Source organism: Myxococcales bacterium, from assembly GCA_012517325.1.
Classification (GTDB): domain Bacteria; phylum Lernaellota; class Lernaellaia; order Lernaellales; family Lernaellaceae; genus JAAYVF01.
Window position 1 is genome coordinate 1 of the sequence record JAAYVF010000036.1, and the last position, 22,421, is coordinate 22,421.

General features: G+C 63.1%; 15 protein-coding genes and 1 pseudogene. 5 read left to right on the forward strand and 11 right to left on the reverse strand.

From position 1 onward, the window contains the following. Positions 1-315: 315 nt before the first annotated feature. The 5 genes and pseudogenes from GX444_06805 to GX444_06825 all read right to left on the reverse strand — a co-directional run bounded on the left by GX444_06805 (position 316) and on the right by GX444_06825 (position 9,601). Complete coding sequence (locus GX444_06805; protein NLH48297.1) at positions 316-2,130, reverse strand: hypothetical protein; 1,815 nt, start codon at positions 2,128-2,130, stop codon at positions 316-318. A gap of 209 nt (positions 2,131-2,339) precedes the next feature. After that, the gene (locus tag GX444_06810) at positions 2,340-5,147 is read right to left on the reverse strand and encodes a fused MFS/spermidine synthase (GenBank protein NLH48298.1); all 2,808 of its coding nucleotides are present in this window, start codon (positions 5,145-5,147) and stop codon (positions 2,340-2,342) included. 49 nt (positions 5,148-5,196) lie between these two features. Then, positions 5,197-6,480, reverse strand: a complete 1,284-nt coding sequence (locus tag GX444_06815; protein NLH48299.1) for a hypothetical protein — start codon at positions 6,478-6,480, stop codon at positions 5,197-5,199. 160 nt (positions 6,481-6,640) lie between these two features. Continuing rightward, complete coding sequence (locus GX444_06820; protein ID NLH48300.1) at positions 6,641-6,994, reverse strand: hypothetical protein; 354 nt, start codon at positions 6,992-6,994, stop codon at positions 6,641-6,643. 2,274 nt (positions 6,995-9,268) lie between these two features. Then, positions 9,269-9,601 (reverse strand): annotated as a pseudogene (locus GX444_06825) (hypothetical protein). A 193-nt stretch (positions 9,602-9,794) separates the two neighbouring features. Between GX444_06825 and GX444_06830 the strand changes: the two are divergent. After that, positions 9,795-10,601 carry a hypothetical protein gene (locus GX444_06830; GenBank protein ID NLH48301.1) on the forward strand — a complete coding sequence of 269 codons (807 nt, stop codon included), beginning with the start codon at positions 9,795-9,797 and terminating at the stop codon, positions 10,599-10,601. 19 nt (positions 10,602-10,620) lie between these two features. Here GX444_06830 and GX444_06835 read toward each other — a convergent pair whose 3' ends face one another. Next, on the reverse strand, positions 10,621-11,259 hold the full coding sequence (locus GX444_06835; GenBank protein NLH48302.1) for an NAD(P)H-binding protein: 639 nt from the start codon (positions 11,257-11,259) through the stop codon (positions 10,621-10,623). Between the two features lie 263 nt (positions 11,260-11,522). Then, on the reverse strand, positions 11,523-12,755 hold the full coding sequence (locus tag GX444_06840) for a mandelate racemase/muconate lactonizing enzyme family protein (GenBank protein NLH48303.1): 1,233 nt from the start codon (positions 12,753-12,755) through the stop codon (positions 11,523-11,525). Positions 12,756-12,915: 160 nt separating this feature from the next. Here GX444_06840 and GX444_06845 point away from each other — a divergent pair, with 160 nt between their 5' ends. Continuing rightward, positions 12,916-14,466: a hypothetical protein gene (locus tag GX444_06845; protein ID NLH48304.1), complete on the forward strand. Its 1,551-nt coding sequence runs from the start codon at positions 12,916-12,918 to the stop codon at positions 14,464-14,466. 18 nt (positions 14,467-14,484) lie between these two features. On the opposite strand, the gene GX444_06850 is transcribed toward GX444_06845, so the two are convergent. The 4 genes from GX444_06850 to GX444_06865 are packed head-to-tail and all read right to left on the reverse strand — an operon-like array spanning position 14,485 to position 18,778. Continuing rightward, positions 14,485-15,249: an acetoacetate decarboxylase family protein gene (locus GX444_06850; protein NLH48305.1), complete on the reverse strand. Its 765-nt coding sequence runs from the start codon at positions 15,247-15,249 to the stop codon at positions 14,485-14,487. 16 nt (positions 15,250-15,265) lie between these two features. Beyond that, positions 15,266-16,366, reverse strand: coding sequence for an acyl-CoA/acyl-ACP dehydrogenase (locus tag GX444_06855; GenBank protein ID NLH48306.1), 1,101 nt, complete (start codon positions 16,364-16,366; stop codon positions 15,266-15,268). Beyond that, positions 16,356-17,804 (reverse strand): acyl-CoA/acyl-ACP dehydrogenase, encoded by a 1,449-nt coding sequence (locus GX444_06860; protein ID NLH48307.1) that lies wholly within the window; start codon positions 17,802-17,804, stop codon positions 16,356-16,358. The genes GX444_06855 and GX444_06860 overlap by 11 nt, the downstream gene beginning before the upstream one ends. Before the next feature lie 38 nt (positions 17,805-17,842). Beyond that, positions 17,843-18,778, reverse strand: a complete 936-nt coding sequence (locus GX444_06865; protein ID NLH48308.1) for an NAD-dependent epimerase/dehydratase family protein — start codon at positions 18,776-18,778, stop codon at positions 17,843-17,845. A 322-nt stretch (positions 18,779-19,100) separates the two neighbouring features. On the opposite strand from GX444_06865, the gene GX444_06870 reads away from it, so the two are divergent. From GX444_06870 to GX444_06880, 3 genes are all read left to right on the forward strand, one after another. Further along, the gene (locus GX444_06870; protein NLH48309.1) at positions 19,101-20,114 is read left to right on the forward strand and encodes a radical SAM protein; all 1,014 of its coding nucleotides are present in this window, start codon (positions 19,101-19,103) and stop codon (positions 20,112-20,114) included. Positions 20,115-20,125: 11 nt separating this feature from the next. Continuing rightward, on the forward strand, positions 20,126-21,031 hold the full coding sequence (locus tag GX444_06875) for a hypothetical protein (GenBank protein ID NLH48310.1): 906 nt from the start codon (positions 20,126-20,128) through the stop codon (positions 21,029-21,031). Between the two features lie 166 nt (positions 21,032-21,197). Then, positions 21,198-22,421, forward strand: a complete 1,224-nt coding sequence (locus tag GX444_06880; GenBank protein NLH48311.1) for a DegT/DnrJ/EryC1/StrS aminotransferase family protein — start codon at positions 21,198-21,200, stop codon at positions 22,419-22,421.

Genomic DNA, 22,421 nt, shown 5'->3' on the forward strand with positions numbered 1-22,421 from the left:
CCTTACCGGCGCCGCGTACAACCTGCTGCGCCTGGCGCGCCTGAACCCCGCCCCCGCGTGATCGAGCCGCCCGCCGGGCGGCCCGCGCCGCCCCGGCGGCACCAAATATCCCACCAGCGATCGCCGTTTTTGCTGCCGCAATCGCCATCAACCCGCTTCACTTCGAAAATTCATGCCGGAAAGTCGATTCTTCAACAGCCTGCTAGTACGGCCGTCGCCATCGCTGTCTGAAGGCTGATCCATCGGATGTCGGCGCGATCGGAGGCTTGATGGAGGGTTTTTCGGGTCCGTTCGTTACAGAACTGTCGCCGTGGTCTAGTTAGCCACCGCGCCACTTCGCGACGCTTCAAGCGCCAGGCGCGCGGCGGTATCCGCGCTGACGAGCCGAACATGCGCCGGCAATATTTTGACCAACGTCAGGAATGAATTTTCGAGGTCCAGCCCCCCGTCGCTGGTCAGGTAGACATAAGCGACGGTGCCGCGCGGGTAATCCCCCAACTCCTGGGCCATTTTTTCGGGGCTCAAGTAAAAAGGTTTTGTCAGGCCGGCGCCGCTGTCGTCGATGCCGCGCCACTCGCGCGGCCGGAACAACACCACTTCGCCGCCGTCCCGGCCGACGAGCACCTTGAAGAAACGATCGGGTTCCGCCCACGTGAAGGTCGGGAACATGTAGGGGACATTGACCGGAAACAAGCCGCGGATGACACCGCCTTCTCTGGCGTATTTCGGCAAAAACTCCGTTTCGGCGCGCCGCCAGGTGTTCCACCATTCCCAGTCAACGGTGGATTCGGCGCCAAGCAGCAGGGCGTCGCGTTCCGTCGCGGCCACGAACTCGTCCTGCATTTCATCATTCAGTGAGGCGGGATAGGCGTAGAGGTGGCCGCTGGGCGGGAGCATGAAGTAGTCCTTCCCGGTCTGGTGGCTCTGGTCGTAGTACCATTCGAGCACGTCGGGGGCGAGGTACGACAGGTGGGGGGAGATGGTCCAGGTGATCGGCGCGCAGGAGTCGTCCGGCTGATCGCAGGCGGCGAGGCGTTGCCGAATCCATTGGCTGCGGGCGTCCATGATAAAGGCGATGTTGTCCCCGTCGCCCACCACGAACGCCACGTAAGTCTTCTCGGGGTCGTATGCTACTTCTTCCGGCGCGTTCTGTTCGATCTCGTTCGCTTCGCGAATCGGCTCGCGCCGCGAGGAAAAGAAGGATAGGTTGTTCACCCCGGCGGTCGCGATTTGCCCCAGGTTGCGCGATTCCACGCAGCGGGTTTGCGACTCGAAAAGGAACCCGCCGAAAACCTTCCAATAGCTGGCATACCCGTAGACGCCGATCAGGCTCGGCCAGGGATTCTTGCCGGCGATCTCTTCAAGCAGCTCGTTTTCTGGCGTCGATTTGATGCAACCGTTGATCAGAAAAGTGACGAACAGCCGCGCGGAAAACACATAGTCGACCAGGGACGCATCCAGGTCGCCGGTCAGGGCGGGATCCCAGACGCGCGGGTCATTCTCGTCGTAGCCGGGGTTGATCATCGCCCAACCGGTCGTTTGAGCGACGTAGTTTTCGTAGATGTATTTCGTCGCGAGGTAGGGCGTGTTCCGTTCCGCCAGTTCAACGACGGCATCGAACACCGGGGTGGCGCAGGCGACTTGCATTCCCTCGTCCAACGGGATCGCCCCCAGGACGGCGCCGACGGTGAGAATATTGGGAAGCAGTTCTTGTTGCGCGGCGTAGGAGTAGCGCAAGCACGGAAAGTCGGCCACGCAAGCCGCCAGGAAATCGGCCGCGCCGACGGACTCACTCGGTTCCCAGGCGAGTTCATCCAACCATCGGGCATCCGGCTCTTTCAGGATGGTGTAGACGGAACCGCCGTGCTGACGATTGTACAAGCCGGCACAGGCCTGGATCGCCAACCGCACGGCCGGCGACGATTCCGACTCGAGATCCACTGCCGTGAAGGCGGGCGCACCCGTTGTGTCATCGTCGGCGGCGTCATCGTCATCGTCATCATCATCGTCGACGGCGTCGTCATCCGCCGCGTCATCGCCGGTCGCATCGTCATCGTCGCCGCAGCCGGCCAAGGTCAGACCGCAACAAATCAGGAAGAGCCAAAGGACGATCATTGAACTTGTTTTCACGATGCACTCTCCAAGTAAGGGCCATACTGAATAGAAGCATTTTGTCGGGTCGGACGCAAGTTTTTTCGAAATCGCGCGCGATGCCGCCGAGGGTTTCGGGGAGGAAAATGGAACCGTTGAGGTTGAGACAGCGGCAGCGTCGTGATTCGGCATCCGTTGCGGGCGGAAACGAAAGCCGCCCGCCGATCGGGAAGGGGTGTTTTCAGAGGTTATTTTTTTGAAAGGCCGTCAAGAATCGCCCCGGCCAGATAGGAGGGTTTCCATTTCGTGCCTGATTGTTTGGCGATTTTTAATTGTTGCCAAGCGAGATCCAGATTGCCGGAACGAAGTGAAGCAAGCGCCTGCGCCAGCAGAATGTTGGCGCGTAAAAGGGAATAGTGGAAGCGCGCGTTGTCATCCGCGGGGTTGATGGCCAAAGCGGCGGCATAGTGGCGCAAAGCTTCCCGGTGTTCGGGAGTGTCGCGATACAAATCCTTGCTGTTTTCCAGTTGCAACCGCGCTTCGATGATTTGGCCGGCGATGACCTCTTGCGTGGCGGAAAACCACCGCGTCAACTCCCGGCGCACCTCGGCATCCGCATCGCCGAGTCCGTTGATCGCCGGGTAGCCGGATTGCCTGAACGGCGCCATGCCGCGTAAGGCAAAATAGGAGGTGAATTGAAAAAGCCTGGCCGAGGAAAATTCCAACAGCGGATGATCGTCCGTATGAAGCGGTCCATCCCCCGTATAGGCGCGGACAGTGTCCTCGTCCATGAAAAACGAATCGAGGAGCGAGTAAACTCCGGCGGCATGGGAAACGGCAAGATCGGCTTGGACCGGCGGCAGTTCAGCCCGCTGGACGAACGAAGGCCAGTCGATGCGTAGCTTTTCCTGAGTGCCGAGGAGAACGATCGAGTCGTCGGTCCATTTGTACCAGATGGTCGTATGCGGAAAAGCGGCCTGAAAAGTGCGCACCAGCATCTTGAAATCGGCTTCGGTCATGCCGAACAGCGGCAGCCATTGCGAAACGATGCCGCCGGGACGAAGGATCCGTTTGCACTCCTCGTAAAAATCCAGCGTATAGAAACTCGCATTGCCGCTGGAAAAGACGGGATGAATGATGCCCGGTTGGATCACGTCGTATTTTCGATCGGTCGCCAATACGTAGTTGCGGCCGTCATCGATGCGCACCCGCACCTGCGGATCGGAAAGAATGTCGGTCGGCGAGCCGGTTGAAGGTCTTGCGACCGACAATTCGCAAGCCTCCAATTCGGCGATATCCACATTAACCCCGTATTGTCGGGCGGCGAGGGTGGTGAACCCGATCCCCAGGCCGATCAGCAGCATGTCATGCGCTTGCGGAGCCAGGAGGAGCGGAAGATGGGCAATCATGGTATGGCTTGGCCGGTCGCGCAAGGAATCATCCGAGCAGACTACGCCATCGATCGCCATTCCTTTGTCGCCGCCGGCTTCAACGACGGAGACGATCGCTTCCAGCCCTTCGCAATAGCTGTTCAGCTTCGGGGTGAACGCGGCCTTGACCGCCGGCTTCCAATCCTCGGCATTGTTCGCCGGCGAATCATCGAGCGGAAGAGAGACTTGCATCGGGCCGGCGTCGCGGATCAGCGGCCGCCGCGGATTGACGATCAACGTGAGCGCCGCGAAAGCGATCAACGCGATCGCCGCGAGAAGCAGCGGTCGTTTCTTTTTTTGGCCGGCGGCGATGAAAACGTGAATCGCCAGGCCGAGCGCCAGGCTGGCCCCGGCGATCAAAACGATCCCGCTTTTTATGCCGCAGAGCGGCAACAGAACGAAAGCGGCAATCGGCGCGCCGAGGATGCTGCCGGCCGTATCCAGCGAGGCGATGACCGCCATCTTCCGGCCCGTGCCGATGTCGATTCCCTTGTACATCGCGGCAATGAGCGGCAAGGTGGCGCCGGTACAGAAGGACGGAAAAAACACGATCAGCAGCGACGGCAGGAAATAACCGATGATCCGGCCGCCTGCGGTCGGCCCGAGGATGAAGTAGCCGAAATATTGAAAAAACATGAATCCGCCAAGCAGCAGGATGGAAGCCGCGGCAGACAGCCCGATTCCATACTGCAGCTTAGCCAGGGCGGCGAGCGGATCGGCGAGGCGCGGCAGACGGCGGGTCATTCGATAACTGCCGGCGGTCAACCCCAGCAAGGTGATGGTTAAAATGGACGAAAATACATAAACATTATTGCCGATGAAAACCACCAACAGACGAATCCAAAGCAATTCGAAAGCCATGCTGGCGAAGCCCTGAAGACCAAAGATCCAGAGCGCGATTTTCAACGATCCCGGCATGCCTGCTTTTCCGGCGATCGAAGGCGCCGCGGCCGGCAACCCGGTTTGAACGCGGTCGCCGGTTGTCGTTTCGCCGTGAAGAAACGCGCGGAGCAAACAAACCATACCGACAAAAATACTGATGGACGCGCCGATCCAGGCCGTGTTCTTCACGCCGACGCGTTCCATGAGGACAAATCCCGCCGCGGCCGCGCCGACCATCGCGCCAAGATTGTTGACGGTATACATTCGCCCGGTATCACCGCCGGATAAGCGTTCCTTGGCAGAATACACCGACATGACCACGGGAAAAGTTCCGCCCATCAGCGAAGTCGGAACGATCAGCAGGGCGACCGCGAAGGCCAGACGGATCAAACTCAGGGAGAGGTGGCCGGGTACGGCGGGCCAGAGTTGAATATAAAGACCTTTCAGAATCTCGAGGATGGCGGGGAACGAGAAAGCGAAGAGCCCGATGCCGATTTCCATCAGGCCTAGAAGAAACCAGGGATGCTTGCTGCGGTCGACGAGACGGCCGAACCAGAAGCTGCCAAGCGTTAATCCCGCCATGTAGGCCGAAATGACGGCGCTCGAAGCATAGGTGGTGACGCCGAGAACGAGGCTGAGGTTGCGCATCCAGACGACTTGAAAGAGAAGAGCGCTTGCTCCCGACAAGAAAAACAGAAAGGCCAACAGTAGGCGATCCGGTTGGCGACGAACCTGACTCGGCATGCAATGATCCCCAATCACTCTTGATTCGTAGGTCGTTTCCGTCGGTAAATTATTCAACCGCGCCCGGTGGATGTCCAGCGACACCAGGATCGTCGGTGGAAAGCAGCTTTTCCCAATGAAATCTTTCAATCATCGCCGGCGCGGCCGGCAGGGGCGACGGTTCGCCGGGGCCGGGCACAATCACCCCCGTTTCCAGCAATACCCGCGCCGCTTCGCGGGCCAGCAACTCGTAACCCTGCCAGTTCATGTGGTGAAAATCGACGAAGTATCGTTCATCGGGGATCCCGTGCGGCGAGGCGTTTTCCAGGGCTTTTTCAAAGTCGATCAGCGGCAGGTTTTCGCGCGCCGCCAAATCGCGAATGAAAACGTTGCGCGACGGGCGCGTGCGATTCAGGGGATTGAGTTGCACGTACAGGAAATACAGGTCCCGTGCTTCCTCCCAGCGATTCAAGGCTTCGAGACACCGGGCCATGTAATAGGTGGAAAACGCCTGGTTGGGGCTGCCGGCCAAGGCTTGCAGCGCTTCTTCCCAACGCTGCTCGGCCATCAGTTTTTTCCCTTGTTCGATGAACCGGTCGTCGGCCGGAAGCCGCGGGCTGACCCCGTGCGAGTCCTGGAATTCCGGCCGGAATGGGTATCGGACGTTGATCGGCATGGTGGCCAGCGCCACGCGGACGTGCTCCTTTCGGGCGGCGGCGATCATTCGCCGGATATTATTTTCATAGTTGTTTTCGATCTTTTGATTGTCCGGATCCTGTGGCGCGAAATAGCGGCGCTCGTCGAGGGCCGGTTCGCGGAGCAGGACTTTTTTCAGCGCCCGGTAAAGGATGAAGCGATGCGCGATTTCACTGAATTTCGCGGGAACAAAGCCCTCGTTGTTGCCCACGGCCACAATCAGCAGATCCGGATGCAGGCGTACGATGGTTTCGACGATACCGCGGATGCCAAACGAATTCTGGCAGCCGGCGCCGAAGTTGACGCCTTCGAAGCGGCGCGATGGAAGTTGGCAGGACAAATCGGCTTGCAACCAGGTCGTGATGTCGCCGTAACCCAGGGTGTGCTCCAGCGTATTGTACGGAAAGCCCTGGATGAACGATTCACCGGTGACGAAGAAACGGAAGGTGCCGGGCGGCTTTTCCCGGAGGAACACCTGATCGGCCATGTTGTCGGCGTGGACCCGCCAGGCCGGACCGGCGGGTAAAACCGACGGGGTTAGAAAATCGATCGGCGCCTGGGCCACCATGTCGTCGAGGCGGGTTGTTTTAATCAGTCCCCGTTGTTCCAGCAGTCGTAGCGTAAGGGACGCGGCAACGAACAGCACGAAGAAAGGCACGAAGACGAAAATCGCTCGTCGGACCCGGAACCGAGCCGGCCGGATACCGCGCCGCCCGCGGCCAGGGTGGATATTTTTATCGAGTTTTACGATCCCTTTCATGGTCGTCCTGACGGCGAACGACGATACCCGGATCCGATCGAACGGTGGAAACGCCCGCTCAACAATAGGTCTGCACGCATTCCGCGGCGCAATCGCCAGCGGCACTGCAGTCGGCATACTGGTTCATACAGGCGCACTCGCACGAAAGATCGCCCGCGGAATCGGCACAATCGTCGGCAAAGGCGTCGTAATCATCGAGACAATCCGCGACGGTCGGGTTAAAACCGCAATCGACCGCCCAGTCGCACATGCTTTGCACATTGCAGGCCACGTTATTGTTGCCGTTGGTGGCATTGTCATCTTCGGTCGTGTCGTCGTTGTCGTCGTCATCGTCATCATCGCCGCAGGAAACGGCCGTCAAACCCGCGCCGAGAACAAACACCAATACCATGACCCAACAAAAGGTTTTCATTTTTCCCTCCGTCTTGAATGGCTGCGATCCCAGCAAAACACTTCAGGCGGTCGAAGGCAAGTTTATTCATCTTCCCTGATCCGGGAATAAGGGATGGAAGGTAGGCCGGCAACGACGGCCTTAGCGACGGTCGGCGCGCGGGAAAATTTTTCGCAATTCCACCGCCCGCTGTTCGGCTTTTTCCCACATGCGCAGATACGCCTCGGCCGAGCGAAAGAGCGGCTCGATCGCCGCGTCCCCGGCATCGGCGCGCGCGTCCTGTATCAATTCCGGCAACAGACCGATGTCCACCAGGCCTTCGGTATTGAAATCGACGGCACGATTGCCGAGGAAGGGCGCGGTGAACTCCACGTCGCCGGCGTAGGAGGAAAATGGGTAGGTGATCGGATTCGGTTGCTCTTTGGCGCAGGCGCCCGCGGCGAATCGGCCGCCCGGCGCGCCGGCGAAACCATTGAGATCGAAACCGAAACCGACACCCGGATAGCCGCCCAGGGATTCGATCAAGGCCACGCGGTCCGTCAAGCCGCGCACGGTCGCTCCCGGGTCATCCGGATCCTGGCAACGGCCGAGCCCGATGGTGGCATAGCCGCCCACCGTGTAAGGCCGTCCGGCCCAGACCCGCCCGTGGGTCGCGGCCGCCGGATAGTCGTATTCTTCCAGAATTTCGTAGGCTCGCCGGTACGACCACGAGGGGAAGTGGTCGACCTCGATGATCATCCCGCGCGCCATCAACCCCGCCAATAACGCTTCCCCGTAGGGCGTGATCGTCGCGTTCTGGCACCAGTCGCCGCTGATCGACGGCTGCAGGAAACGGAACATGTAACGAAGAACCAAGGGCACCGGATGTTCGCCGAAACCCGACATGTCGACCGGCGGATCGGCAAGGTAGTCGTCGCGCGCCTGCAACAGGCCGCCGAAGAATATACCGCCGTTGTCCCAGCCCCGGTTCTGGCCGTCGGTCGGGCAATCCTGCGTCATGTTCGTCCAGTGGCCGCTATTGAAGAAGTTGCCGCCCTCGAGAAAGCCGCGGTTGCCGTCGCCGGGCGAGAAGCGATTGTCGTATTTGTGCACGGGAAAAACGGCGCGGATGCCGCGGGCGTAGTAGACGTCGAGTTGTTCGTCGATCCAGGCCTCATCGCAGACCGGGTCTTCGGGACGCGGCGTAAGCCGGCAACGGAAGGGGCTGGAGGTTTCGATGCCGAGCACCACCGCCAGCTTGCCGGCGGCGATCACCTCGCGGGCCTCGGCCGGGCTGCGGACGATACGGAACCAGCCCAGGCCTTCTCCGCCGGCCTGCGCGTCGATGTAGCGTTGCATCGCCCAGGCTTCGTCGATGATCCGGTCGACCGAGGTCATATCCTCGCAATCGTAGCGGCTGGGCTCGATGCCGCTGGCGACCATCAGGCTGCAGATCACGAAATCGCTCGTCGCATGCGTGACCATCAGTCGCAGCCCCGCCAGCCACGCCCGTTCGAGCCAACGGTAGTACATCGTCTGATGGGTCGAGCGATGGGGCGCGTCGGGCCAATCGGTAAACTCGGGCCAGCCGGCCGTCGCATGATTGTCCACGGGGAGTTCGCCGAGGAGAAAGGCGACGGCCAGCGACAACACGGTCGACGGGTCCAATCCCAGGGAGTCCCAGACGTAGCCGAGGAAGTCATGGCGGCCGTTTTCGCCGTGCACCACGCTGCAGTCGCCCAGAGCGTGCGTGACGCCGAGACGGTGAAAGGTTCCGCCGTGAAACAATCCCCCGCCGAAGCTGAAATTCGTCAGCAGATGCTCGTGCGCGTCGGCGATGCCGTAGAGCGTGCCGTCCGCGAAAGTGGTGCGGGTGATGGCGCCGGCGGCGTCCAGTGACATTTCCGGATAGGTCGCGCAGCCGTCGACCGGCACCAGCGACAACGCGACGGGGTTGCCGCCGAGCCCCAGCGGGCCGAGCAGCAGGTCGTTCCGGCGGTTGCGGAACTGGTACTGGGACGGGTGGCCTTCGAAGGGTTCGAGAATCCATTCGGCACCGGAGATGTAATCGTCCTCGACCCGCGTGACGTCGGATTCAAGGACTTTGGCGCGCCGCAGCGGCCCGTTGTCGCTAAGAAAGTAGGCTTGCTCGGCGTCGTAAAACAAATAGGTCGTCAGGTCGGAAGGCTGCAGATAAAAGTGCGCGGCCGCGTCGGCATCCGGCACGAAGGCAAAGGCGGTCTCGGAAACGGCGGCCAGCCATTTCCCGTCGTCGGTCTGTACCGCGGCGCACAGTCCGCCCAAACCTTCCAACGCGACTTCATCGTCATCGGTTGCGTCGTCATCGGTTGCGTCGTCGTCGGTCGCGTCGTCATCGGTCGCGTCGTCATCGGTCGCATCGTCGTCGGCCGCGTCGTCATCGGACGAGTCGTCATCGGTGGCATCATCGTCGGCCCCATCATCGTCGGCCGCGTCGTCGTCCGTGGCGTCGTCGTCGGGCGTGTCGTCGTCGGCCGTCGCATCGTCATCGTCGAGCGGATGATCGGCCTCAGCGGAATCGTCGCCGGCGGAATGGTCGGACCCGCAAGCGGGCAGCAGCGCGATCGCCAGCAAAAAGAAAGGTAACAGGCTAAAAATCGTTTTTTTCATGTTGCGATCCCTTCCAGGCGCGGGGTCGTTTTTTTCTTTTTTACTACTACATTTATGCTGGTGGGGATAGTGGCAATGTCCCAGTTTGTGCGATATTGGAAAAATCTTTCCGGTCCCGCGGGGCGCCGACGCTTGAAGATTTCGGCGGAATGGCATCCTATTGAAATGAAATTCCCATTTGCCGGAGCGTCTGATGAGGCGAGGTTTCCGGAATTTTTCGATCTTCATCCTTTGCCTGCTTCCGTTCGCGCTGCTCGACGGTTGCGACAGTCGCGATGGAGAGCAAGGGAACAGCCAGGCGGACGACGGCGGGACGGATAACGACGACCGGGACGCCCAGCCGGAATGTTGGGAAGCGGGCGGTGACGCGCCAACCGCCGATGTCCTGACGCCCCGGCAATCGCCGGAATACTATGTCGAGCAGAGCCTGAAGTATTTCGACACCCTCGATTCCTACGCCGATCCGCGCTCGATCCCGAACTATTCGGAACTGGTCGCCCGCTGGGAATGGCCGCCGTGGCTCAAGCTGACCGGGCTCGGCGACGAGGCCATGATCTGGATCGATCTGGCCTTGAAACTGTATCCGACCTCCGTCGCGGAGCGCGATTGCCGCGCGTTTCCCGTGCAACCTTTCGGCCGCTGCCATGTCGTTTTTTACTACCAGGACAGGCCTTGTTCGATCTATGAAGAATTCACTTTCAACGACCGGGGGGAGATGACGTTTATCGAGGCCTGGTCGGACATTCCCGGGTTGTTGCCGACGAGCGATCCGAGCGATTACTGGGCGGAAGACGCGGCGGCGCATCGGTTGTCGACCAAAATCCCGGGTCTCGGGACCGCAACCGGACTCATCGACCTGAACGGCGATTGCCTGCGCGAAGCGGCGCGAACCGACGCGGAAGTCGCCGACTTCGCGACCCGCGCCCGGTATCCGATCGTCTCCTGGATGGCCGAATTCCTGCGGGTCGGCGACGACATGATGCGTCTGGGCTGCGAATGACGATCCGCGGATCGCCGCCTTACCCGTTGCTGATCGCCGGCGCCTTGTAAAGCCATTCGGTTTCTTCGAGCTGCGCGAGTAGAAAATCCGCCAGCGCCTCGCGTGAGAGCCAGAGGAGTTTGATCCGCGGATTGCCGATGAAGCCGGCCACCGCCGGCCGTTTTGCCGGCCGATTCGTCAGTAGGGGCAAGCGGACGAGGATCCAGTCCAGCGAACTGGTCATGATGACCTTGGCGGTTTCGCTGATCTCATGGTGGACATTGCCGGCGACGGCTTTGAAAACCTTTTCCTCCAACCAGAACGAAAAGCGAAAGCGATCCCCGGGGTCCACCACGCTCGGCGGCACGGTCGCGATCAACCGTTTGACACCGTGTTTTTCCATCGCCGCCACGATGCGCCGCATGCCGTCCGCGATCGGCGTGCCGCTGAATTGGCCCTTGGGCCCAAGCAGGCTGATGACCGCGCCGGCTCCGGCTACGACCGTAGCGATCGCCGACGCGTCGCTCAATTCGCCGACCGCGACCTGAAGCTTTGCCGACCGGATTTGGAGTTTGGCGGGATGGCGGACGTAGGCGTTGACTTCATGACCGGCGGCCAACGCTTTTTCCACGAGGAGCAGGCCGGAAGCTCCCGTGGCGCCGAAAACGACGAGCTTCATGTGACTTCTCCGGTGTTTTGATGGACGCAACACAACGGTCGCGGTGCCGGTCCGATGCCGTGCCGGGACGACTTCGGATGTCGAGCCGCGTTACCGCATTCTGACGTTCCGCATCCGCTTGATCCCGCCGTCGGCGGCGAGACGCCGATCCGTGTCACCGCAGCCACATGGAAAGAGCTTATAAAAATTAATATAACCGATCGGCCGCCGCAGTCACGGCCCCGGCGAAAAAAACAACCGCGTGGCCTTTATTGCCGGACCCGTTAAATGCCTTTCTTCTTTTTCAGGTCGAGCGCGGTTTTCAGCCCTTTTTCGCGGATGGTTTTCACCGCGAGGCGCAGCGGCGTCACAACGTGGAAACGCCGGCCGAACCGCCGGAGGCGGGCTTCGTCGATGTGAATGCCCAAGCCGGGCTCCTGCGGAACGTCGATCGTGCCGTCGGCGTTGACCGTCACCGGCGGAATGATGCCATCGCGGAATTCCGGCACCCAGCCCGGCGGCTCGAACGGATATTCGAGGTAGTCGCGATTTTCCCACGCGGCGAAGGCGTGCAGGTTGATCAGCAGGCCGATGCCGTTGGTCCAGGTGTGCGGCGAGTAGCCGAGCCGGCGCTTCCGGCATTCCGCCATGACCTGCTTGGCGACGGTCAGGCCGCCGCAGAACGTCGCGTCGGGCTGATAGATGTCGAGGCATTCGCGCTCGAACAGGGCGCGCAGTTCGTGCCAGTCGCCGAGCAGTTCCGCGCCGGAGATGGGCGTTTTCACCTGCCGGCGAAACTCGGCCATGCCGTCCCAATCGTGCATGTCCAGCGGTTCCTCGATCCAGGTGATGCCCAGGTCGTCGCAGGCGCGGCCGAAGTTCAGGGCGTATTCCCGGCTCCAGATCGGCGTCGGCTCGACGAGCGACACGGGCCAACCCTGGTTGGCGTCGACCCCGATGCGGAATCCGTCGCCCAGTTCCTTGCGAACCTGCGCCAGGATGCCGATGTCGTCCTTCATCGCGGGGTCCTTCACGCGGATTTTCAGCGCCTGAAAACCCATCCGGCGGATTTCGTCCAGGTAGGGCTTCCGGCGACCGAACGGGCGCAACTCGCCCGAGGACGCGTAAACGCGCACGCGCGGCACCGGCGTTTCCGTCTCCTGCAACAGCCGGTAAACGGGCTTGCGTTCGAGTTGGCCGATCAGGTCGAAGAACGCCGCCTCGATCCAGTAATTCCGCCAACCGAGGTAGGACGATTCGCGCAGGCGACGGCGCACATTGACCAGGTCGCGCGCCTCCAGGCCGAGCAGAAAGCCGCCGAGCAGATCGCCCAGCCCCTCGCGCTCGCGACTGAAGGCGTTGCCCGCCGCGATGCCGACGAGGCCGTCGTCGGTGGTGAGCCGCAGCAGCGTGAAGCGGTTGTGGGTTTGCGGATAACCGGGGATCCAGGACGGATAGAATGGCGTCCGGAGCGGTACGCTGACGTGGTACAATTCGATGCGCTCGATGCGACTCACGCGGGCCTCCTGCTATTTCATGTCCTGTTGATGCGCCTAAAATACCGGAAAACCACGGCCGGCGCGAGGGCGGGCCGGGCGGCGGATTGACCCTTGGGGCGATCCGCGGTAAGTCGGACGGCGATCCACATTAATGCTCGAACGGGGCAGGGAGGCGACCATGGCCGACGCGCAATTCGTGCTGGCGCTGGATTCCGGTTCGCAAAGTTCGCGCGCGCTGTTGTTCGACGCCAAGGGAACGGTGCTGGCCAACGGCAGTCACGCGCACGCGGCGATGCGGCACCCCGAGCCCGGGGCCGTCGAGCAGGATCCGATCGACATCCGCGATTGCCTGTTCGGCGCGATCCGCGACTGTTTGCAGGCCTGGGGCGGCGATCCGGCGGCGATCGCCGGCGTTTCACTCACCACGCAGCGCACCACGGTGCTGCTGGCCGCGGCCGACGGCACGCCGTTGATCGACGCGGTTTCGTGGCTCGACCGGCGGACGGCGGGCCTCGATTCGGAACCGAAAACCGCGCTACGGCTGTTGCTCAAAGCGATGGGCCCAAACGCGCTGCTGCCGCGCCTGCTGGCCAAATCGTGGCCGCGGCAATGGCGCGAGCGCGATCCCGAAACGCTCGCCCGCGCGGCGTGGATGTCGCCGATCGAGGGTTGGCTCAACCACCAACTCACCGGCCGCAACGCCGTCGCGCCGGGCGGCCTGGCGGGGGCCTGGCCGTTCGACGTGAAAAAACGCGCCTGGTCCAAGCCCGGCTTGTTGTACACCCTGCTGGCCTACGAGCCGCGCTGGCTGCCGGACATCGTCGAAGCCGGGCAGCGAATCGGCGCCGTCACCGCGGCGGCCGCCGGGCGCACCGGCCTGGTCGCCGGAACGCCGGTTTTCGCCTGCGGCGGCGACAAGCAGGCCGAGGCGCTGGGCGCGGGCGTGCGCGGCGAACAACGCAACGTCGGCGCGGTCAGCCTGGGCTCCGGCTCTTCCATCTGCATCCCTTCGCTCAAGCCGCTGGCCAGCATGAATTACCACTGGCTGACCATGGCGGGCTGCGAACCGGGCCTGTGGTACCTCGAATACCTGCTGTTTCGCGGCATGTGGACCGCGCGGTGGTTCGCCCGTGAATTGGGCAAGGATCTGGAAGCCGAGGCCGCGCGCAGCGGCCGCCCCGCCGAGGCGTATTTGTGCGATGAGGCCGAAGCGGTGCCGGCGGGCGCGAACGGGCTGGTCACCTGGCCCCGCTGGTCGCCGACGCTTCAGCACCCGATGGAAACCGGCACCTGTGTCGGTTTGCGCGAAACGCACACGCGCGGGCACTTCTTCCGCGCCTTGCTCGAGGGGATCGGCTTCGATCTGCGGCGCGGCCGGGAAATTCTGGAAAAGGCGGCGGGCGTGAACATCGCCGAGGTGCGCGTCGGCGGCGGCGGTTCGCGGTCGTCGGTGGTGGTCGGCATCCTGGCCGACATTCTGGGCGTGCCGATCGTCCGGCCGCCGTCGGAGGAGTTGGCGGCGCGCGGCGCGGCGATCGTCGCGGCGGTCGGTTCGCGCCTGTACCCCTCGTACGACGCGGCGGTGTCGGCGATGGTGCCCGCGGCCGAGACGGTCCGTCCGGACGCCAAGCGGATGGCGCTTTATTCGCGGATCTACCGCGAGGTCTACCTGCCGGGGCTCGATGCGGTGCGCAAGCTGTCCGGGCGGCTGGTGGTGCCGCACGAATAAACGGCGGAATTTTCCCGCTCAGCAGTCCTGCAAATTTCTGCCGGCGAAGAGAATGGCCTCGGTTTTCGGGCAATACTGCGTCAGGAGCGGTTTCGGCGACAGCTCCAGCGTACGCAAGGTGTCGGCGATGGCGTGATCGCCCAGCGTGAGTTGCGCCGCCTCGGGGTCGCGGCTCTGCGCGAACTCCAGCGGATTGGTCAGCACATTGGCGACCAGCGGGATATTGTCCTTGACCGAGTAAGTGACGAACCGCGAGACCTTACCCGGCGCGACAGGCTGCACCTTGCCTTGCAGCGTCAGGATGCGCTTGCCCTGTTCGCTGAGGTCGCACGTCAGCGTGTCGGCGCCGCGGGTGAACACGATGTCGGCGAGGAATTTGGGGTAGCCGTACAATTCGACGCCGCCGTACCGGGCGATTTCCGTGGTCACCGGCAATTGCCAGACGTAGACCGAAAACCGCCGCTGCAACAATTGCCACCCGGCGGTGAGGCCGGGTACCTGCGGTTTGCCCAGGGTGACCATGAACGCGATGCTGAATTCGTTGTACGGATCGATGTCCGATTGGCGATATTCGAAGGCGGTGAACGCGGCCAGGCATTTGCCCGGCAGCAGTTCGATGGGATACATGTCCGCGCGCGGCAGCAGTGCGCGCACCTTGGCGGTCGCGGCGGTGAAGATCGCCGTCAGCGAGGTGTTGTCCGGATAAAAAACCGGCAACTTGGCCTTGCGGCCTTCCCATTCGAAGTCCCATTGCTTGACGCTGCGGAAGAATTCGCTGCTCATTTTCGCCCCCCGGCGGTTAGGACAAGGTTTCTTTTTCCATTGCCGCGAGCAACAACTCGGCCCGCGGATTCGAGATCGGCAACAGCGCGAGCGTCGCCGCGTCGCGCAGCCGTTTTTCCAGGCCGTATTCGCGCATGTAACCGTAGCCACCCAGCAGTTGCACCGCATCGGCGGCGAGCCGGGCGGCGGCGTCGGTCGCGAACGCTTTGACGCCGAGCGCGGTGAACCAATCCGGGCGGGCCGCGGCCTGCGCCAGCGCGCCGGCGGCGGCGATTTCGGCCGCGGTCATCGCCCCGAGAATCTGGCGCAGGTGCGAATGGTCGATGATCATCCGGCCGCCCTGGTAGCGTTGCGCCATGTAGGCCAGCGCCTGCCGGCGTGCCGCCTGCATCGTCCCGAGCGCCGCCGCGGACACCGTGTAGGCAAGGTAACGCAGCAGCGTTCGATAAAAGGCCAGCGCCGCATCACCGGCACCGATCACCTGCTCGGCCGGCAGCGGCCAGTCGGCGAACGACAACTCGGCCAGCGGCATCGCCCGCAGGCCGAGCGTGAATTCCGCCGGCCCGACCACGACCCCGGATTGATCCGCCGGCGCCAGGAAAGCCAGCGGCGTCTTGTTTTCGTCTTTGGCGAACGCAACAGCGAAGCCGTGCGGCGCGGCATTGATCGCCAATCCGGCACGGCCAGTCGCGCTTCGCCTCGCGTCGATGGCGACCTCGGTTTCGAAATCGTGCGGCGAGAGCGGCTCGGGAATCGCGACCGCCAGCGGCCACCCGGATGAAAAGACGCGCGTTAGCAGTTCCGCCGCCGGCCCGCCGGCTTCGTGCATCGCCGCGACGATCGCCGCGTGAACGCCGAAGACCGCCGCGTGTCCGGCGCAGGTCCGTGCGAGCACGGCCACCAGCGCGCCGAGTTCCGCCAGGGTAAAGCCGTAGCCGCCCGCGCTTTCGGGCAGCATGAAGCGGTCGAAACCCGCCTCCAATCCCAGCGCGAAGACCGCCGCGGGAAACGCGGGATCGGCGTGATCCACGTCGGCCGCCGCCGGCGCCAGATGCCGCGCGGCGAACCGCGCGGCGGTTTGTTCGACTTCCGCGAGCCGCGTTGCCTCAGCCGACATGGCCGGACTCCCGTGGGAAAAGGTTGACGAACAGGTTGTGCCGATTGAGCTGATTCGTTCCCTCGTAAATCTGCGTGAGCTTGGCGTCACGGTAGATTTTTTCCAATTCGTGACGGTGCAGCGACGCTTCCAGGCCGACGATCTGCAGCGCCTCGTAGGCGACCGCCATCGCGGTGTCGCTGCCGGCGATTTTGCCGCCGGAAGAGTATTGCTGAATCTGGCGCTGATCGTTCGGATCGAGCTGTTCGTCCAGCAGCCGCTGAGTGGTGTCGAGCATGAATTTCGAGCGCAGGGCGTGCGTGAACAGCGATTGGCGGCGCACCGCCGAAGGCGCCAGGTCGAGCAGGCGCGCGGCGGGCTCTTTCATCAATTTGGGCACGCCGGTGAAATCGAAGCTCATCGTGCCGTCGAGGTACTGTTGCCGCGCCGCGTGAATCCGGCGCGCCATTTCGGCGAGCTTGATCCGCACCCATTGCTGGTCGAACAGCCGGCGCCCGCCGGTCTTTTTACGCACGGCGTAATCGACGACGCGCTCAAACGCGCCCCGCGCGATGCCCGTCGCGATGGCGCCCACCGGCCCGCGCGATGCGCCCAGCACGATTTCCACGCCGCGCATGCCGTCGCCTTCGCGGCCGATCAGGTTGGCGCGCGGCACGAAACAATCCTCGAAAACCAGTTCCGCCGCGGGGCAGGCTTTCATGCCCATTTTTTCCTCGACCCGGCCGATGCTGAAACCCTGGTCGCCCGCGCGCACCAGAAAGGCGGTCATCGTTTCCAGCGGCTTCGCGCGATCGAGCGGCGCGATGACCGTCGAATAGCGAGCCACCGAACCGTTGCTGATAAAGACCTTGCGGCCGTTGAGCCGGTAACCGCCGGCGACGGGTTTGGCCTCGGTCATCAGCTTCGCGGTGCGCAGGTAACCGGTGTCCTCGACGTCGGAACCGGCCAGCGGTTCGGTGATCGCCGCGGCGAAAATCAGCGGCTCGCCGCGTTTTTCGGCGGCGGCGACCTCGGCCAGCGAACGGTCAACGTGATAAAAATCGAGGCCCAGCAAGATGCCCGAAATGCCCAGCCCGTGCGCCCCGAAGATGTTGGCCACGCCGGCGCAGGCCGCGCACAATTCCTCGAGCACGACGGCGGTGACGGTGGTGAAGCCGCCCGCGCCGCCGGCCGCCCGCGGAATCGCCATCGACAAAAAGCCGAAGGGCATCGCTTGCCGGATCAAATCCCAATCGAAATAGCGTGGATCGCGGCGGCATTTGGCGTCGATTTCCAGCGCCTTGGGCCGGATGAAACGGTCGCCGTATTCGCGCGCCTTGGCCTGCCACTCCTCCAACTCGCGCACGTAGTCCGGCGCGTGCTCGGCGAGCACCTTCAGCCGGGGGGCCATTTCGCGCAGGCCGCGCCGGTTGATTTCGACGTCGAGAAAATCGCTCATGATCGCGTCTCCCGCGCCCGGTCGGGGCGCCACGGCGTTCAACGGAGACTTTCGAGATACTTTTTCAAGGCCGCCGCGCTGTTGTAGCGGGGTCGCCAGCCCAGCTTTTCGCGCGCCCGCCGGGCCGATACCAGGATCGCCGCCGTGACGCCGGTTTCCATCCATTCCAGCGCGGCGGGCGATTTCAAGCGCAAAGCACAAAGCAGCCTGACCAGGCCCGCGGCCAGCGGCCGGCCGACGTGCAGGACGCGCCGACCGAGGTACGAACCGAATTCGTCCGCGGTGCACGGGTCGCCGCCGGTCAGATTGAAGGCGTCGGAATGGTCATAATTCAGCGCCAGGTAGAACGCTTCGACGATATCCTCGTCCCAGCAAAGGTCGGTCTTCATCCGCCGGTCGAGGCAAATCAGAACCGGGCCGCCGTACAGCTTGCCGACCGAGTTGGCGACGCTCGGCCCGAGAAAAATCGACGGCCGGAACCGGATGATGATCAGCGCCGGATGTTCCCGTTGAAATTCGTCGAGGAAACGTTCGACCGCGCCCTTGCCGCGCGAGTAGTACCAGTTCGGATTCGGCCGCAACGGCGAATCCTCGGTCAGCGGCTCCGGGTTGTCCGCGTGGGCGCCGTAGGCGGCGACCGAGCTGGAGTAAACGATCTTGGGCACGCCGGCGGCGGCCGCGCCGCGAAAAACCCGTTCGCTGCCGCCGACGTTGATTTCGTCGATTTCGGCGGCGGGCATGTTCCGGCGCGGCTCGACGATGAAGGCGAGGTGATAAACGACATCGCAGCCCCGAAACAATTCCGCGAAGGGCGCGGTGCGCACGTCCGCTTGCACGAAGGTCAGCTTCGGGGATGACGCGGCGGACGGCGCGAGGTCGAGGCCGAGAATGGAATCGATGGCCGTTTCCGCCGCAAGCCGTTTGACGAGCAATTGGCCCAGATAACCGGAGACGCCCGTAATCGCCACTTTCATCGCGGGCTCTCTTTCTTTCGGTTGCCGAGTGAATTCGATTGCGGTTAGAGAAATCATTCATCCCGGCGCAAATGCCTGAAACCGGCCGGTGAAAATGATCTTGGGTCAGCCTGCCAAAATCACCTGGGGGTGTCAAGTTGAACACTCAAAAACGAGGTGGTTTGCGCGATGGCGGCGCGGTTAAATGCGCCAGATTGAAAGAAATCGAAGACCGGTGTTATTTTCAAACGGCAGACGATCGGCAAGTTGCCGTCGCCGGAAGGATTTCAAGCCGAGCGGCGGCCGACGGCAATCGCTTCGCCGGAAAGGACGAAAAGTCATCATGGCCAACCGCCGATTGTCATTGGAATTTTATCTGGCGGCGCGGCGTTATCGTCGGCGCGGCGTCCGGCGGCCGTTTTTCGTCAGTTGGCGGATAACCGACCGGTGCACGCGCCGATGCGAATATTGCGATCTGACCGCCGGACCGACGGCCGAACTGGAACCCGCCGAAGCCCGAAAGCTCTTGCGGGAAATGATTGCCGCGGGGACTCGCTGGGTGAATTGGACCGGTGGAGAGCCGCTCCTCCGGCCCGATTTGATCGCCCTGGCTCGTGAAGCCGCAGCCGCCAGCTTGGCGGTTTCGGTGAACACCAACGGCGATCTGCTGCCGGAAGTGGTGTCCGAGTTGCCCGCCGGTACGCGGATCGGGTTGAGTCTGGACGGGCCCGAGGCGGTGCAGGATGCCATTCGCGGCCCGGGCAGCGCCGCCGCGACGTTTCGCGCCCTCGAAGCGGCTCGCGGCCGCGGACTGCCCGTTTCCTTGACCTGCATACTGACCGCGGCGAATTGCGATTCGCTGGATTATCCGCTGCGCATCGCGGCTGAACAGCGGTTGCCGATTTCCTTTCAGCCGGTAATCGCCTCGGCGTTGGGCTCGGAACGTAGACATTCGCTGTCGCCAAGCCCTGAGCAGTTGACGGCGGCTTACGCGCGAATCGCCGCGGAGATACGGCGGGGCAATCGCTGGATCGAAAACTCACTACAAAACCTGGAACATCTGTTCGGCCGTTCACCGGTCGGCGCCGCGCCGTGTGTCGGCGGCGCCCTGGCGGTCCGGATCACTCCGGACGGTTCGCTGACGGCTTGCTGGGGAAGGCAGATCGACGGACCGGAACGGATCGCCTACGGACCGATTTCCTTCGCGGACGCCTTTTCCCGGCTGCGGCCCCAGGATTGTTCGCGCTGCTGGTGTTCGGGCATCGTGGAGGCGAACCTGGTGGCTCGCGATTCCGTTCCCCGGATATTCGCCCGCGCTTTCCATGAGCTGGCAAGGTCGGTGCCGTGGAAACGCTGAAACGTTATAGTATGCCGATCCGTCTGGCGGTGCTGTTCGCCTTGCTCGTCTATCTCGTTTTGGCGTCTCGCGACACCTGGAACCAGATTTCCTGGGAATTCTTCCGCCGGTCGCCGCTGTTGGCCATGAGCCTGGTCGCCATTGTCTGCAATGCGGTATTCCCGGCCTGGAAGTATCACTGGCTGTATCACCGTTGCGGCGCGCCGATCACCTATCGAACCGCCTTGATTCTGGAACTGACGACCGCGAGCCTGTCCCTGCTGATGCCGGGCAAAACCGAAAACATGGTCCGGGCGGCGGTTTTAAAAAGTCGCTTCGGAATGTCCTGGCGGCATGGTTTATGGGTGACCGTTTATCATCTTTACACCACCCTCATTGCTTTGCTGGCCACCCTGTCGGTATGGGCGGGCGTGATGAGGGTTTACTCGCCGGCGGCAAGCCTCGCCTTGGCCGTGGCGATCCTGATTTGCAGTTGGATTCCGATTTGGCTCGGGCGGCGGGTATCGTGGGCCGGCCTGGATCTGTTCGCGCGGTTTCGGGCCGGTGATCACGCGATTGCCATTTTATTTTCGTTCGTATTGATCGCCTCAATGCCGCTATTCATTCTGTTGGTCTTCGCCGCGCAGGGGATCGAAGCGGCGCCGGCGGATGTCGTCTTTCGGTCGCTTCTTCTGGATTTTCTCTCGCAACTGCCCGTCTCCATCGGCGGGATCGGCGTCAGGGAATCCGGCACGCTGTGGCTGTTCCGCAATCTGGCGCCGGCGTCGGTGTTGGTGGCGACCGGTTTTCTGACGACACTGTTCGAGAAACTGTTCATCGCCGTTCTGGGGCTGCCTTTCGTCATGGGCGTTTTGCGAATCGCCAAGACCGAAAAACAGCTGGATTCGGCTCGGGACGAACGCCCGGTTTCAGCCTGAAAAGTTGACCCACCCGATCGAATGCTCTACGCTGGCCGAATCCGGCCGAATCCTTCGCCGGCGGGTAGGAGCGGAGCCACGGTATTTTGATGCGAAAAGGCAATCGCCGAACCCAATCCCGACGCGGTCGGCGCGCCGTTGGCGCGAGGCCCGACGGAGCGCGCGGGTGATCCGGCTTTATCCCAATGAGGAGATTCTCGCCCAGCCGCGCGGGGAGGAATCGCCTGACGCGCCGATCGACCCTCGCCAGGCGATGGATCGATTGGCGGAGGCCGTGGCCCGGCTATTCGGTTTGAAGCGGGGATTCTGCGCCGCTTCCGGGCGCGCGGCTTTGGCGGCGATCCTGTCGGGACTGAATTTGCAACCGGGCGCTCGCGTCGTGCTGTCGGCTTACAATTTCTACGGATTGGCGGAGGTGATCGAGCGGCTGGGACTGGCGCCCGTTTATGTCGATCCGGACCCCGTCGCGGCTCGGCTGGACCCGGTCCGCACGGTCACCGGCGAGGCGGACGCCGCCGTCATCCTCGTGACCCATTTGTTCGGCGTCGTTAACGACGCTGCACGGATCCGCGAGCTGGCCGGCGATCGCGCGATCCTCGTCGAGGATTGCTGCCATATCCTGCCGTCTGCCGGGAACGGCGGCGCGAAAGTCGGCACGTCCGGCCGGGCGGCGTTCATCTCCTTTGATCGCTTGAAATTGCTCAATGCGATCTCCGGCGGGATGGCCTTGACCGGCGACGACCAACTGGCCGCGGCCCTGGCCGGGAACCGGCAACCGTCGCTGCGGGACAGCCGATCGATGATCGCCGACCGCCTGCTTTACGAAATCGAACGCCTCGTGCGGCGGCCGGAACTTTACGCGATCGCCGGTCGGTTGTTGGCGAATCAACGCCTGATGGATCGCGTGCGCCGCCAATTCCGCCGCGCCAGGCGCGATCGGCAGGCGCTGCAGGCGGGCCTTCATCCGCTGCTGGGCGACCTCGGCCTGCGGCAACTGGCGGTTCTGGCGGAACGGCAGCGGCAGCGTCAGGCGTTGATCGCGTTTTACCTGGAACGATTGACCGCGAAAGCGGTCGATGAGCCCGGCCGGGCTTACGCGCGGGCGCTGGGCGATGCCTTTGCCGGCACGGCTTACGGGTTGATCGTGACTGTCGATCGCCCGGCGGAATTTCAACGCCGGGCGCGGCAATGGGGTTTTGAAGTGCTGATCGGCGATCGCGTCGCGAGCTTTTTGCCACCGGGCTCCGGCGATGATTTTCCGCGCGCCCGGCACCTGGCGGCCCATGCCGTCAAATTGCCGGTGCTGATCGATGCCGATCCGCGACGGCTGGCCGATTTCGTGGAGCGGAGCACCGACCTGGCCGCCGCTCGGCTGGCGCCGATGGAATAG